Source organism: Paenibacillus sp. ClWae2A (assembly GCF_032452295.1).
Lineage (GTDB): Bacteria > Bacillota > Bacilli > Paenibacillales > Paenibacillaceae > Paenibacillus.
In genome coordinates this window covers 1008143-1023174 of sequence record NZ_JAULSQ010000002.1, presented here as the reverse complement: position 1 = coordinate 1023174, position 15032 = coordinate 1008143, and the positions used below count along the sequence as shown (strand labels likewise).

Here is a 15032-nt window from a genome sequence, read left to right as displayed (position 1 = left end):
CACTGTAGTGTGTGATGAGCCGGAAGTACAAACCTCACCTCCAGTCAGCATGAGCAGCATTGAGAGGTTCTTGGAACCCGAAAGAATACATTATAGAGGTGAAATCCTTGAATAAAAAAATTGCTTTTTTTGATTCAGGCATCGGTGGTTTAACCGTTTTGCATAAGGCATTACAACAGTTTCCTGAAGAAAAATTTCTGTATTATGCGGATACTTTGCATGTCCCGTATGGAGCCAAGTCTGCGGATGAGGTTAGAGGACATATTTTTGATTGTGCGGAAGCCATCGTTCAGGAGGATGTCCAAGGAATTGTGATTGCTTGTAATACAGCAACAAGTCTGGCTGTGAAGGATCTGCGTGCCAAATACGATATCCCGATCATTGGCATGGAGCCTGCGGTGAAACCAGCCGTGGAGATGAATCGTGATAGTGGGAAGAGAGTACTTGTATTTGCCACGGCCCTCACCTTGAGTCAAACCAAGTATAACGAACTGGTATCGCGTGTTGATGATCACCACAGTGTGGATTCCATTGCGCTGCCGGAACTTGTGCAGTGGTGTGAACAGCTGGATTTTGATCCGGGCAAAATCGCTGATTATTTCCGGTTCAAGCTGGCAGATCTTGATCTTCATGGGTATGGCACAGTGGTACTTGGTTGCACGCATTATCCATTCTATACGTCCATTCTGCGCACGGTTCTGCCCGATCATATACAGATTATTGATGGCAGTACAGGCACGGTGAACCATCTGAAGCAGCGGCTTGGACTGGTGGCTCAGCATGGAGACAGAACAGGGGAACAGGTCACTTTCCTCAGTTCATCAGGCCGACCGGAAGAGCAGGAGAAGATGTACATTGCACTTCAATATCTTGAGAAGAACTCCAAGTAGGTTACACCATAGGAGGTGATAGCTATGCAGTCCATTTATCTTATCCGTCACGCCAAGGCGACAGGGCAGGAGCCCCATGCAGAGCTTACAGATGAAGGGATCAGGCAGGCTGAAAAACTTGCAGATATCCTGGCTCATCACTCCATAACGTATATTGTCTCCAGTCCATGGAAAAGGGCCGTTCAGACGGCTATGCCCCTGGGCATAGCAACGCTGCAACATGTACATACGGATGAACGTCTCCAAGAGAGGGTGCTTAGCTCTCTTGATCTGCCTAACTGGATGGATGTACTGAAACGTACATACGATGATGTGGATTGGGTGGAAGAAGGTGGGGAATCTTCGAGAAACGCGGCTGCAAGGGGGTTGGCACTACTGGAAGAGTTGTGGAGCAGACCGGAACAAAACGGGGCCGTGGTTACACATGGGAACTTGTTATCACTGCTTATTCGTGAGTATGAACCATCCTTTGGTTATGAAGAGTGGACCAAACTGTCTAACCCGGATGTGTATGTGCTGGAGAGACAACGGCCAGATGCAGGGCTGTCCACTATTCGCAGAATCTGGACACATTAAACAGCAAAAGAGTGCTCCAGCGATACTATATCAGCCAGAACACTCTTTTCGTTTATCCATGGGGCATGTTTACAATGCAGCAATCATGATCATAACCCATCCAGCCAAAAATGCGACTCCGCCAAGTGGGGTAATGGCTCCCAATTTGCGAACACCCGTTACACTCAAAGCGTACAGGCTGCCAGAGAACAGGATGATCCCGGCGAACATCAACCATCCGGCAAGCAGGACGAGTGAAGAGGATTCAAGACGGTCTGCCAGCAGTCCGATCAGGATGATGCCAAGTCCGTGGATGAGGTGATATTGAACACCGGTTTCATAGATTTTGATCATGTCAGCGGATAGTTTGCGCTTGAGCGCGTGTGCGCCAAAAGCACCCAAAGCAACAGCCAGGAACATCATAATACTGCCGAGTATAATCAGGGTTTGCAATGTGTTCTTCTCTCCTTTTAAGGGTAATTAGATATAACATCAAGGTGTACTGCATGAGTATTGTCTACAGTTTGCGCAATTGAATCTGCCCAATGGAGTGATCGGCTTCCTTTTTCAGAATCAGTCTGGCACGCCCTTTGGTTGGCAAAATGTTTTCATGCAGGTTTTTGGCATTGATATCTTGCCAGATCTGGTTGGCCGTACGAACGGTTTCTTCTTCATCGATATTGGCGAATCGTTGATGGAAAAAGGAATCCGTGTTCTGGAACGCTGTATTGCGGAGCAGCTTGAAACGCTCAACGTACCAGTGTCGTATATGCTCTTCTTCCGCATCGATGTAGATAGAGAAATCGAAGAAATCACTAACCAGCAAAGGCGTTTCCTTTTTGATCTGAAGTACATTGATGCCTTCAATAATGAGAATATCCGGTTGACAGATCTGCTTCTCTTCGCCTTGAATGACATCGTAGGCGAGGTGAGAGTAGACGGGTGCTTTCACTTCGGGTTTGCCTGATTTCACATCACCCATGAACTGAATCAGGGATTTGATATCATAGCTTTCCGGGAATCCCTTGCGGTTCATGATGCCCTTCTCTTGCAGAACGGCATTGGGATATAAGAAACCGTCGGTTGTGACAAGGTCAACCTTCGGCCTATTCTTACCTCTGGCGAGCAGTGCCTGAAGCAAGCGGGCCGCTGTACTTTTGCCCACGGCAACACTTCCCCCGATTCCAATGATGTAGGGGGTGGGGAGAGCTTCTTTTTTCATAAAGGAGGCCGTCAGTTGATTCAGCTCTTGTGAAACTCTTGCATATAGGTCAATAAAGTGGGTAAGAGGTAAATATATATCTTCGACTTCTTGAATCGATACTTCTTCATTCAATCCCTTTAACTGTTCTAATTCGGCTTCCGTCAGTGGAAGAGTGGTCTGATGTTCTTTAAGTTCAGCCCATTCCTTGCGGTTAAACTCGATGTAAGGAGAGTATAAATTCATGAGATCCCGCTTTCTGTATGTAATATAATTGTGGACACAACCTTTAGTGTATCAAATTTCAGGAAACTGACAACACCTTTACATTGTGCATTTCATAATGCTTTTCGTCAAAATGGAGCGAAAAACAACTTATAGGAAAGTTTAACCCAATTTATGTTAAAGTCAACGTATACCATGCGGAAGGGTGACAGCAAATGATCGTATATGAGAGAGAGCATGATTTTGTTTTGACCGCACAGCACGAGCATGGATTAGTAGCCGGAGAGATGGCTTCCCACTGGAAAAATGAATTATTAGCCGATGCTGCGCATCGGGATGAATTAATTCTAGCTGCCAGAGAACATGACCGTGGCTGGATTGAACTGGATTCGTCTCCGTTCTGGAATGATTACAGTCAATCGCCGTATTCGTTTCGTGACTTTCCATTGCGTCCGCGTTTTGTATTCTACCATAAAGGAATTGAAGAAGTTCGTCAGAAAAACCTCTACGCCGGATTATTGTGTAGCTTGATGTATACGGATCTGTTTCAGAAAAATCTGGGGGCCAATGCTCAGGATGATGATGACATCCGAGATTATCTGCAGCAAGAACACGAACGTCAGCTGGATTGGGAGAAACAGCTTGCTGGTGATGCTGAAGCACTGAAACAAAGGCTGCAAAGTGATGTGGAGATCATGCTTTTCTGTGATCAACTCAGTTTGTTTCTCTGTATGGAGGAACCTGGAACACCTGCTGCGCGTTATGATTTTTTTGCAGAAGGGCTCAGTTGTACGTTTGATGCCTGTTCCAGACAACCGATTCAGGCGGAGTGGTTATCCAATGAAAAAGTAGGCCTGTCTTTTTTCCCGTTTGATGAGGACTTTACGGTCGTTTTGCCTTACAAATCGGTGCCAAAGGCAAGTATCCGCAAATTCGGTATGCAACAGGCTTATCGCCGGGCTGAATGGAAGGAACGCCGTGTGTTGATTACGGAATTGAACTGAGAACTGGAAACTCCGAGCTTGAGGAATGAGCAGCATAGAAGATCACAAAACAGGCGGGCTTCTGATGTACAGGGTGTCCGCCTTTTGTATGCATATATATCATCATGGACTATACTGCGAGACCGTGGAAAATACCAAAAATCAGAGTGGGAATAAAGAAGGAAAACATAGGTTATTCCCAGAAATGTTAGTGTACAGCAGAGAAGCGCAAGTTAGCAGGAGGACGAATATGAACACCAGAATAGAGATCTTAACGATGTGTATGGTATGGGACAAAAAGAATGATCAGGTGTTGCTAATGAATCGGCCGGATCGCAAAGGATTTCCGGGATACATCGCTCCTGGGGGGAAGGTAGACTTTCCGGAGAGCATCGTGGATGGTGCCGTGCGGGAGGTTCTGGAGGAGACGGGTTTAGCTGTCAATGAGATTACGTATAAGGGACTCGATGAGTTCTGTGATCCCGAACAAGGGTTACGCTACATGGTATTTAACTATCTGGCGACTTCATTCGAGGGTCAATTATTGCAAGATCCGCCCGAAGGCGAACTGTTATGGGTGCCTATGAAGCGGGTGTTTGAGCTGCCTATGCAGGACTGGTTCGCTGAACGTCTCCCGCGTTTTTTCCAAAATGGTACTTTTGAGCGGAGTGTGATCTGGGAGAAGTCATCCGGGCGTACGCTGCAAGAGACATTTATGGTGTATAGCGATTCCGTTCTTGAACAGCGTGGGGTCCGATAAGATAAACGTTAAAGGGAGAGAAGATCATGGGATACCAGCATGCCTTGGAAGGATACATTGCAGCGACGAATACACATCAGTTTCATGAAGTGAGCAAATGGTTATCGCCAGATGCCGTATATTGGTTTACAGGAACGTCATGCACTACTCCAGACGAAATTCGGGCTTATTTTGAGAACGCTTGGGAAACAGTCAAGGAAGAAGTCTACAGTGCTGAAGAGGTTAAGTGGATTACGACTAGCAAAGATCAGGCAGTTTGTATTTATACCTACCACTGGAGGGGGATTTATCAGGGAGAGCCGGCTTATGGAAAGGGGCGAGCAACGAATGTGTTTGTTGCTGGGCTTGATGGGGAATGGAAATTAATCCATGAGCATTTAAGCTTGGGTTAGGATAAAAATAATGCCTCATAAAGTATCATCCATATCTATATATTTATATCCAAATATTATGGTATAATGAAGGTTACTATTTTTATGGGAGATGACTAGCCTAGGAGAACCAGTGTGTGTTTAATAGTTTGAGTAAACTAGTTTGTTGAAGTAAGCATGATATATTTGTAGATTTGCCATACATAGGCTTCTGCAAACAGAACGAGAATGAATATTGTACGATGAAAAGGTGGAGATTGGCATGAAATTGTCGTTCCGGATTTTGGATTGGGAAGAAGAGCGACCATACGAACTTTTATTGATGGCTGATCCTTCAAAAGAAATTGTTGATGAGTACCTGAGTCGGGGTGTTTGTTTTATTGCTGAGTATGAAGGAGAGATGGTTGGAGAGTTCGTATTGCTCAAGACTCGTCCGGAGACTGCCGAGATAGTTAATATTGCCGTACAGGAAGAACTGCAGGGACAAGGTGTAGGCAAACACATGATTAAGGAAGCGATGGAAGCTGCACGCAGATTAGGCTGCCGGATTCTCGAGATTGGGACAGGCAACTCCAGCTTTCATCAATTGAAGTTATACCAACGTTGCGGTTTCCGCATTATCGGGGTTGATCGTGACTTCTTCGTGAGGCACTATGAGGAAGAAATTATAGAGGATGGTATTCGCTGTGTGGATATGATTCGTATGGCCATAGATCTGGATGCTGTTACAGAGGATGAAGACGAAATGAAGGGTACTTAGGTGAATCGGTATACACATATTGGCGTATATGGCTTGGTCACTTGGGAGCAAAAAATCCTGTTGATTCATAAGGCTCGCGGAGCATATCAGGGGCAATGGGATTTACCAGGCGGAAGGCTGGAATTTGGTGAGCAGCCAGAGACTGCTCTTCATCGTGAGATTGAAGAAGAGACGGGCCTGACCCACCTACAAGTGATGATTCGTTCTGCGGAGTCTACGGTACTGGAATGGGTGTATCAAGGTGAGCCGGAAGAGCTCCACCATATTGGGATGTTGTATGATGTTGTTTTGACTGCAGCCAGTCAGCCGGATCACATCAAAAAAGAACCCGATGGTGAAGATTCGCTGGGCGCGGACTGGTTTACACTGGAGCAAGTTAGAGATCTTTCCCTAACGCCGTTTGCAGAGTATATGATTAGCCAAAGTATAACTTGATGTGAAACCTCAACTTTATTGTTAACTTAAATTTGTTGAATTCAAAGAAGCTGCTCGGATAATTTATGTCTGGGCCAGCTTTTTGCTGAGGGTCTCTTGAAGAAAACCCCAATTATTTGTTGAATGTGACGTCAAATGGTTAATGTTTAACTTGACGGTTTGTTTTTGAACATAATGGACCACAATTCAATTAAGGAGGTAAAATGGGAGATCGTATGCCTATTTTGTTGTAATTAAGCGTTCGTTGTTCTACTCAAATTGATCGATTATTTCGATTCATCTAATTTATGCATCAATTGAACTAAAAATAGGAAATGCTCCTGAGCGTAAAAGTTTATAGAATAGATATTAGAACACGGACTTCACTTGAAGAAGAGGAGAAAGTGTAACCTTCGAACGGATCAGGACAGTATTCGACATCTGTGCGACGGTATGTACAATCATTGTTTTACTTTGATTTTGAAAACGCAGACAAACCTTGACGGGAGCGTCGGACTAACGTTACTACCACCAACAGCACGATTATTGGACTTCATGAAAAATTTCGCTTAAAATGTTGAACGAACGCAAATTACGGCTTAGTCAATGATTTCCGTCAAAAACTTATGACTAAATCAAGACGGAGGGAACGTCGATGACGATCGTGGAAGGCAACAAGAAGCCCTGGGAAAGTTACTATGGCCCCAATATGGGATACGTACAGGAACAATATGAATTATTCACTCAAGACCCTGGTTCGGTTACACCGGCCTATCGTGAACTATTTGAACAATGGGGTGCACCGCCGATGTCTGGCACGGATGCACGCACAACCTCGAATTCCGGCAACGCCCAATCGGCTTCCGGAAGCGTAGACATTCAACTATTACAGAAAGCGGTTACAGCAGGTAAGCTGGTATGGAACATCCGTACGTATGGTCATCTTGCTGCAGACATAGATCCGCTTGGAATCAGTGAAGATACAGATACATCTTTGCTGGAACCTCAGCATTTTGAATTAAACGAAGAAGACCTGAAAGCTCTGCCTGCTTCCCTGATCTGGGAAGGTGCAGATGGGCAGACAGCAACCGGATGGGATGCAATCCAACGCTTGCGTCAGATTTACACTGGACCCATGGCCTATGAATTCAGTCATGTACACGAAGTTCAAGAACGTGAGTGGTTGAATCGCCGTGCGGAATCCCGTACGTCACCAGCTCCGCTTACGCCGAAAGAACGTAAGGCTTTGCTGGAACGTTTGGTTGAAGTTGAGCAGTTTGAAGATTATCTTCACAAAACATTTGTAGGACAGAAACGTTTCTCCATCGAAGGTAACGATGTGCTTGTACCAATGCTGGATGAAGCTGTTCGCATCATGGCAGAAGCCGGATCAAGCCACATTCTGATGGGTATGGCCCACCGTGGACGGTTAAACGTACTGGCTCATGTTTTGGGCAAACCGTACAGCAAAATTTTCTCTGAATTTCATCATGCTCCGAACAAAGACCTGGTTCCATCAGAAGGTTCGACTGGAATCAACTATGGTTGGACGGGGGATGTCAAATATCATATGGGTGCCAACCGTTTTGTAAAAGACGGTGAAACTGTACAGGCTCGCCTTACTCTGGCGAATAACCCGAGCCATCTGGAATACGTCAATCCGGTTGTTCAAGGGTTTGCACGTGCGGCTCAGGATGACCGTCGTGACCCTGGATATCCGAAGCAGGATGTAACGAAGGCAGCTACCATTTTGATGCACGGTGATGCAGCATTCCCAGGAGAAGGGATCGTTGCAGAGACACTTAACTTCAAAGCTCTGCCAGGATATCAGAATGGCGGAACCATCCATATTATCGTCAACAATCGTCTGGGCTTCACTACAGATAGCGGTGATTCCCGTTCAACGTACTATGCAAGTGACCTTGCTAAAGGATACGAGATTCCGATTGTACACGTGAATGCGGACAATCCGGAAGCTTGTATTGCAGCCATTCGTATGGCAGCAGAGTATCGCAATCGTTTCAAAAAGGATTTCCTGATCGACTTGATCGGATATCGTCGTTACGGTCATAATGAAACCGATGATCCCGAAACGACTCAACCTATCGTTTATGACAAGGTGAAAAACCATCCAACGGTAAGCCACTTGTATCAGGATCAGTTGAAACAGGAATCGATTATCGATGATGCGTCCATTACGAGCATTCGCGATGGAGTAACGAACAAATTAAAAGAAGCCTATGACCAGATGAAGAAAAATGAAGTACATGAATATTATCAACGGAAAATCAGTGAGCCGGAAGCTGTTACGATTACGCCTACTGCGGTACCATTGGAAAATCTGCGCAGCATTAATGCTGATCTGCTGAAATGGCCTGAGAACTTCAATGTGTATCCGAAGTTACAGCGGATTTTGCAACGCCGGAGCACTTCCCTGAACGAAGGGGAAAAAGTGGATTGGAGCCTTGCGGAGACACTCGCATTTGCAACCATTCTGGCAGATGGCAAGCCAATTCGGATTAGTGGACAGGATGCCGAGCGTGCTACATTCGCTCATCGGAATCTGGTACTGCATGATTCGGAGAATGGAGCAAAGTTCTGCCCATTACATCACTTGCCACAGGCAAGAGCATCCTTTGCAATCTATAACAGTCCGTTGTCAGAAGAATCCGTTGTTGGATTCGAATACGGATATAACGTATATTCACCCGATACACTGGTCATCTGGGAAGCTCAATTCGGTGACTTTGCCAACTGTGCACAAGTTATTTTTGACCAGTTTGTATCAGCGGGTCGCGCCAAATGGTCTCAGAAATCCAGTCTGGTCATGTTGCTTCCACATGCGAATGAGGGTCAGGGACCTGAGCATACAAGTGCTCGTCTTGAACGCTTCCTGCAACTTTGTGCAGAAGACAACATGACGGTTGCCAACTTGTCGAGTGCATCTCAGTACTTCCACTTGTTGCGTCGTCAAGCTTCGTTGACTGAAACGGAAGATGCTTGTCCACTTGTGATGATGTCACCGAAAAGTCTCATTCGGAATCCGCGTGTTGCTTCACCGGCAGTCGAATTCAGTGAAGGCAAGTTTGAGCTTGTGCTGGAGCAAGCCGGAATGGGTACACAGCCGGATCGCGTAGAGCGCATTATTTTGTGCAGTGGCAAGATTGCCATTGACCTGGAAGATGCTTTTGAAAAAGATAAAGCAGATTGGTCATGGCTTCACATCATTCGAGTGGAACAGTTATATCCGTTCCCGGCAGAAGAGATCAAACGTATACTCGCACGTTTCAGCAATGTAAAAGAACTGGTATGGGTACAGGAAGAAAACAAAAACATGGGTGCCTGGACATACATGGAGCCTCGTCTTCGTGAAGTTGCCCCGGAAGGCACAACCGTTAGATACGAAGGTCGCCCGGAACACGCAAGTCCTTCCAGCGGTTATCAGCTTGTGCATAGTATGGAACAGCAACAGATTATTACATCTGCGTTGAAACAAACGACGAAGAATAATATTCCACTGGGGAGGTAACAGCTGTGAGTGAAATTAAAGTACCTGCAATGGGTGAGTCAATAACTGAGGGAACTGTATCCAGATGGATGGTTAAAGAAGGGGATACCGTTAATCAGGGTGATGTGCTTCTTGAACTGGAAACGGATAAAGTAAATATTGAGATCAGCGCAGAAGAAAGTGGCGTGCTGGAGAAGATCATTCGTCAGGAAGGAGAGACGGTAGAGATCGGTGAAACGATCGGTACACTCTCAGCTGGTTCTGGAGGAGGAAGCGGTGCACCCGCTTCCGAACCAGCAGTTGAAGAGAAAAAGGCCGTTACTCCTGCACCTGAAGCTCCAACACCACCACCAGCATCCGTTGCGGCAGCACCGGAGTCATCCGATAGTGCCAAGACAGCTTCACCGTCTGCTCGTAAGCTTGCACGTGAACGTGGTATCGAGTTGGATCAGGTTCAGAGCAAAGATCCGATTGGACGGGTATACCAGGATGATGTGAAGAGCCATAACAATCAGGCGCCTGCTCCTGCTGCTCCACCTGCGAGTAAAGCTCCAGCAGCACAAAGTGCTCCGGCAGCTGGAAGTTCTACCTATACCAAACCAGTGGAGCGTCAGCGGATGTCTCGTCGCCGTGCTACGATTGCCAAACGTCTGGTAGAGGCTCAGCAGACAGCAGCCATGTTGACTACGTTTAATGAAGTAGATATGACTGCCATCATGGATGTACGTAAACGTCGTAAGGACAAGTTCAAAGAGAAACATGAGATTAACCTGGGCTTCATGTCCTTCTTCACCAAAGCGGTTGTGGGGGCTCTGAAAAAATTCCCTACAATTAACGCAGAGATTGATGGCGAAGATGTTGTGCTCAAAAAGTATTATGATATCGGCATTGCCGTATCTGCGAAGGAAGGACTGGTTGTACCGGTTGTACGTGATGCCGATCGTCTGGGCTTTGCCGAGATCGAGAAGAGCATTGCGGACCTGGCATCCAAAGCTCGTTCCAACACGCTGGCGTTAACTGATCTGCAAGGTGGAACGTTCACCATTACCAATGGTGGAACATTTGGTTCCTTGTTGTCTACGCCAATTCTGAATACACCTCAAGTGGGTATTCTGGGGATGCATAAGATCCAGCTTCGTCCAGTGGCGATTGATGCAGAACGGATGGAGAACCGTCCAATGATGTACATCGCGTTGTCCTACGATCACCGGATTATCGATGGTAGTGAGGCTGTACGTTTCCTCGTGACCGTGAAAGAACTGCTTGAAGACCCGGAATCCCTGTTAATTGAAGGTTAATCCATAACGTTTGATTATGGCTATGGCTATTATTCATATCGCTTAACAAGAAAGCAAGAAAGCCCCTGAACTGGAGTGCAGCGTGAGCACATCCGATTCAGGGGTTTCTTTTGCTTTTGCTCTTGGTATGTTGTCTCCGACCCTATTATATAGAGTCAGCCGTCTCAGTAAAGTTCACCGGACTAGGCTGTGTATTCGAGCCAGGGGTATTCCGCTGTAGCCAGTTCACAACATGCTGAGCCACTTCTGTTCGGTTGATCTCATGCAGCATTTCATGGCGTCCATCGGGATACAGGCGATACTCAATATTCTCCAGCTGAAGCTTCTTATACTGCGAGACCAGATTAAGAACGCCTTTGCCATGAAGTCCAACAGGGTCCTTCTCCCCAGAGAACAGATATACGGGTTTGTGTTTGGGTATACGCTCCATATTGTGTGGAAGATGGACTTCAAGCAGCAATTTAAAGAAGTCGCGGAAAAAGCCTGCTGTGCAGACTGCTCCGCACAGGGGATCATCAATGAATCGCTGAACCTCTTGTGAGTCCCGGGACAACCAATCAAACGGTGTCGTCGCAGGGCGGAAAGAGCGATTAAATCCACCAAATACTATCGCGTTGAGCAGCATGCTGGGATGAGTAGCGCCCTGAATGCCGCACTGCAAGAAGGCCAGCTTCTCTCCAAACCGGAGCAGACCGCGTCTGCCGTTTGTCCCGGATAAAATAAAGGCATGGTACTGCTCATGACCAGCGTACATGAGATGTTGTACCAAGAATGAGCCCATGCTATGTCCCATCAGAAACAGGGGCACCCCAGGATTCTCCTTGGCGGCTACTTCGCCCAGATTGATCATATCACTCGCCATCCAGCGGAAGGCATCGATACCAGCATTACCGAGCAACTTGGCATTCTCCACGGTTTTGCCATGACCCCGATGGTCATTGGCATAGACCGCATAGCCATTTTGGGTAAGAACGCCGGCAAATTCCGCATATCGGGCTGCCGTCTCGCCCATGCCGTGTGCAATTTGCACTACACCTTTAACATTGCATTCCGGATCGGGAAGCCAGCGGTACACATGAATACGGGTACCTTCACTAGCGACCAAGGCAAAGGTATATTCCTGCATCTCGTGTAATTCCTCCTTCACAGGTTACAGATAAGCTTGATTTATGGCAGATAAGAGCGAAGAACAGTGGTATTCCCGTTCAATGTATAAGACCCCAGATTGGCTGGCAAGAGATAACATTGTCCAGCTTTCAATTCAATGCTGTCTGATTCAGCTTGTGCCCACTCCAAAGTTCCTTCTCCTTCACAGACAACGAGAATCGTGAAGCTGTCAGGATTGGTGGAGAGTTCCCACCGTTCAGTCACAATTCCTTTTTCCACCACAAAATAAGGGCATTCCGCAAGCTTGAGCCATTCACCAGGAGTAGCGTTATTTGTTTTCATCGTTGAGGCACCTGCGCCCTCATAGGCGGTGACATTTAATGAGTCTTCAACATGCAACTCACGTGGTTTGCCATCCAGGCCTGGACGATTGTAATCGTATATCCGGTACGTCGTATCCGAGTTTTGTTGAATCTCAGCGACAACGACACCTGCACAGAGCGCATGAACTGTTCCGGCAGGGATAAAGAACGTATCACCAGCTTCAACTGGTACCTGACGAAGGGTATCCATCACCGTGCCGTTTTCCAATGCTTCTTTTAATGTTGCCCGATCAACGCCTTCATTCAAGCCGTAGATGATGTGTGCGCCCGGTTTTGCGTCGAGTACATACCACATTTCTGTTTTGCCAAGCTCGCCAGGAGGGAGTGCCTCATACTCGTCTGTTGGATGAACCTGAACGGACAGGTCATCGTTGCAGTCAAGCAACTTAATCAGAAGGGGGAAACGTCCGCCTTTTTCGGAAACGCCTTTGGTACCAAGCCATTCGGTGCCCAGTTGTTCGCGAACTTCATCCAGACCCTTGCCAGCAAGTGCTCCATTTAATACCTTGGTAGTACCGTTTGGATGATCCGCAATCATCCATCCTTCTCCGATATGTCCTTCAGGGGGTGTAAGGCCGAATTGCTCCAGCGCACGACCGCCCCACACACGTTCTTTGAATTCAGGTTGGAATTGTAATGGGTATGGCGTAGACATCAGTAATCTCTCCTCTAGTATATGAAATGGTGGATCGCTTTAATCAGTCATGGGCATGTGGTCGCCATGAACAAACAAGTGAATACGTTTGCATATGTAGATGTAGAACACAGATCGCAGTAAGAAAAAGCCGTTAATAGCTCGCCTTGCGATTGTGTCTAGTTTATTGTATTTGGTGAACAAAGGAAATTATTTTTTCTCGATTCCGATCAAAAAAGGAGAAGTTTCTCGCTGCAATTGGCGATACATCACAACCTGTGCCTGTTCCACCGGCAGGGCAGATGACCATTCCAATACAGCTGCCGCTTCCTGTGCGCCTCCATCATGACCGGGGTAGAGCACAACCGTAATGATTCCGCGAGGGCGTAATAAAGCGAGTGCAGCCCCAAGTGCAGCGATCGTGCTGTCAGTCTCGGTTATGATGGAGGAATCTGCACTTTCTGAAGGCAGGTACCCCAGATTGAACATAACTGCACCAACCGCACCAGACCATGACTCAGGCACCGCTTCTGCCATTCGATCATGGCTTAGTTGAAGCATGGAGATGGAGCCAAGCTTGGCTTCGTCGTTTTGTTTTCGAATCCGGGCCTGTGCCAGCGTGAGGGCTTCACTTTGAATATCGAATCCAATGACTTGACCACGCCTGCCTACTTGTTGTGCCAAAAATAGTGTGTCTGCTCCTGTACCCACCGTTGCATCTATGGCCAGATCACCTGGCTGCAGACGGGAAGCAATCCACTGATGTGCACAGCTGAGAACCGAAAGAAAGCCCATCTATGCTCGCCTCCAATACTTACCTTGCCAGGAATCCCGCTCTCGCAGCTCACGATCAATGGAGTTTAACACTTCCCATTTGTTCATGGACCACATCGGTCCAATCAGCAGATCACGCGGTGCGTCGCCTGTAAGGCGGTGTACGATCATTTCCGGTGGAAGCATCTCCAGTGTATCTACGATCAGCTTGATATACTCGTCCTGATCCAGAAAACGTAAAAGACCAGCTTCGTATTGCTTCACCATTGGTGTTTTGCGCATGAGATGTAACAGGTGAATCTTGATTCCCTGTACATCCATATTGGCGACGGCACGTCCAGTGTCCAGCATCATCTCATGCGTCTCTTGAGGCAGACCATATATGATATGTGTGCACACACGAATATTCCGTTTGCGCAGTTTCTCAACCGCTTCTTCGTAACACTTCGTGTCGTGCGCCCGATTAATCAATGTTGATGTGGAATCATGGATCGTTTGAAGCCCCATTTCAACCCACAGATAAGTGCGCTCGTTCAGTTCAGCCAAATAATCAACAACGTCGTCTGGCAAACAATCCGGGCGAGTGGCGATGGACAAACCAACAACACCAGGTTGCTCTAGAATTTCTTCAAAATATTCGCGCAGCTCCTCAACCGGAGCATATGTGTTCGTATAGGCTTGGAAGTAGCCAATATAATGGGCTGTAGGCCATTTGAGGTGCTGTTTATCTCGAATCGTATTGAACTGGGTGACCAGATCTTCACGTCTGCTACCAGCAAAATCGCCTGATCCACGCGCACTGCAGAAGGTGCAACCACCTTTGGCAATGGAACCGTCACGGTTGGGACAGGTGAATCCAGCATCCAGCATCACTTTGAAAACCTTATTGTTAAATTGATCTCGCATCTCATAATTCCATGTATGGAATCGTTTATCTCCCCACAACAGAGGGGACTGTAATGCAGGTGCATTCATCTTCAGGGTACTCCTTTGGCTGTCGAATTACAGTAATCATACGTGAACAAAAGAAGAAGTTCTATGCGATTTCCGTCATAGACGATGGATAGCGATTATAGGTGTCTTCATGAACTTTTATCATTGTATCAAAAAACTTAAAAAAAAGGGAATCGAAACGCAAAAATAGGCCGTAAAATCAAGGTTTTCTCCTT

At 46.8% G+C, this 15032-nt stretch carries 15 protein-coding genes; 9 read left to right on the top strand and 6 right to left on the bottom strand.

Annotated features, from left to right (window positions below):
• Nucleotides 1-107 precede the first annotated feature (107 nt).
• Together murI and QVE09_RS10730 are read left to right on the top strand one after the other, a co-directional pair.
• The gene (gene murI / locus QVE09_RS10735; protein WP_315936793.1) at nt 108-890 is read left to right on the top strand and encodes a glutamate racemase; all 783 of its coding nucleotides are present in this window, start codon (nt 108-110) and stop codon (nt 888-890) included.
• Between the two features lie 24 nt (nt 891-914).
• Nucleotides 915-1466, top strand: coding sequence for a histidine phosphatase family protein (locus QVE09_RS10730; RefSeq protein ID WP_315936792.1), 552 nt, complete (start codon nt 915-917; stop codon nt 1464-1466).
• A gap of 69 nt (nt 1467-1535) precedes the next feature.
• Here the strand turns inward: QVE09_RS10730 and QVE09_RS10725 are convergent, their stop codons facing one another.
• Together QVE09_RS10725 and coaA are read right to left on the bottom strand one after the other, a co-directional pair.
• On the bottom strand, nt 1536-1898 hold the full coding sequence (locus tag QVE09_RS10725) for a DUF423 domain-containing protein (protein WP_315936791.1): 363 nt from the start codon (nt 1896-1898) through the stop codon (nt 1536-1538).
• A gap of 64 nt (nt 1899-1962) precedes the next feature.
• Entirely contained in the window at nt 1963-2892 is a 930-nt protein-coding gene (gene coaA, locus QVE09_RS10720; RefSeq protein ID WP_315936790.1) for a type I pantothenate kinase, read from the bottom strand.
• 194 nt (nt 2893-3086) lie between these two features.
• Here coaA and QVE09_RS10715 point away from each other — a divergent pair, with 194 nt between their 5' ends.
• The 7 genes from QVE09_RS10715 to odhB all read left to right on the top strand — a co-directional run bounded on the left by QVE09_RS10715 (nt 3087) and on the right by odhB (nt 10965).
• Nucleotides 3087-3875: a DUF3891 family protein gene (locus QVE09_RS10715; RefSeq protein ID WP_315936789.1), complete on the top strand. Its 789-nt coding sequence runs from the start codon at nt 3087-3089 to the stop codon at nt 3873-3875.
• 229 nt (nt 3876-4104) lie between these two features.
• Nucleotides 4105-4614 (top strand): 8-oxo-dGTP diphosphatase, encoded by a 510-nt coding sequence (locus QVE09_RS10710; protein WP_315936788.1) that lies wholly within the window; start codon nt 4105-4107, stop codon nt 4612-4614.
• Between the two features lie 26 nt (nt 4615-4640).
• Entirely contained in the window at nt 4641-5006 is a 366-nt protein-coding gene (locus tag QVE09_RS10705; RefSeq protein ID WP_315936787.1) for a YybH family protein, read from the top strand.
• A 241-nt stretch (nt 5007-5247) separates the two neighbouring features.
• Nucleotides 5248-5745 carry a GNAT family N-acetyltransferase gene (locus QVE09_RS10700; RefSeq protein ID WP_315936786.1) on the top strand — a complete coding sequence of 166 codons (498 nt, stop codon included), beginning with the start codon at nt 5248-5250 and terminating at the stop codon, nt 5743-5745.
• Nucleotides 5746-6180, top strand: coding sequence for an NUDIX domain-containing protein (locus QVE09_RS10695; protein ID WP_315936785.1), 435 nt, complete (start codon nt 5746-5748; stop codon nt 6178-6180).
• Nucleotides 6181-6814: 634 nt separating this feature from the next.
• On the top strand, nt 6815-9688 hold the full coding sequence (locus QVE09_RS10690) for a 2-oxoglutarate dehydrogenase E1 component (RefSeq protein ID WP_315936784.1): 2874 nt from the start codon (nt 6815-6817) through the stop codon (nt 9686-9688).
• A 5-nt stretch (nt 9689-9693) separates the two neighbouring features.
• Nucleotides 9694-10965 (top strand): 2-oxoglutarate dehydrogenase complex dihydrolipoyllysine-residue succinyltransferase, encoded by a 1272-nt coding sequence (gene odhB, locus QVE09_RS10685; protein ID WP_315936783.1) that lies wholly within the window; start codon nt 9694-9696, stop codon nt 10963-10965.
• A 145-nt stretch (nt 10966-11110) separates the two neighbouring features.
• Here odhB and QVE09_RS10680 read toward each other — a convergent pair whose 3' ends face one another.
• The 4 genes from QVE09_RS10680 to mnmL all read right to left on the bottom strand — a co-directional run bounded on the left by QVE09_RS10680 (nt 11111) and on the right by mnmL (nt 14838).
• Nucleotides 11111-12091, bottom strand: a complete 981-nt coding sequence (locus QVE09_RS10680) for an alpha/beta fold hydrolase (RefSeq protein WP_315936782.1) — start codon at nt 12089-12091, stop codon at nt 11111-11113.
• Nucleotides 12092-12132: 41 nt separating this feature from the next.
• Nucleotides 12133-13110, bottom strand: coding sequence for a type I phosphomannose isomerase catalytic subunit (locus tag QVE09_RS10675; protein WP_315936781.1), 978 nt, complete (start codon nt 13108-13110; stop codon nt 12133-12135).
• A 189-nt stretch (nt 13111-13299) separates the two neighbouring features.
• Nucleotides 13300-13884 carry a tRNA 5-(aminomethyl)-2-thiouridylate-methyltransferase MnmM gene (gene mnmM / locus QVE09_RS10670; protein WP_315936780.1) on the bottom strand — a complete coding sequence of 195 codons (585 nt, stop codon included), beginning with the start codon at nt 13882-13884 and terminating at the stop codon, nt 13300-13302.
• On the bottom strand, nt 13885-14838 hold the full coding sequence (gene mnmL / locus QVE09_RS10665; protein WP_036610193.1) for a tRNA modification radical SAM protein MnmL/YtqA: 954 nt from the start codon (nt 14836-14838) through the stop codon (nt 13885-13887).
• Nucleotides 14839-15032: the final 194 nt, after the last annotated feature.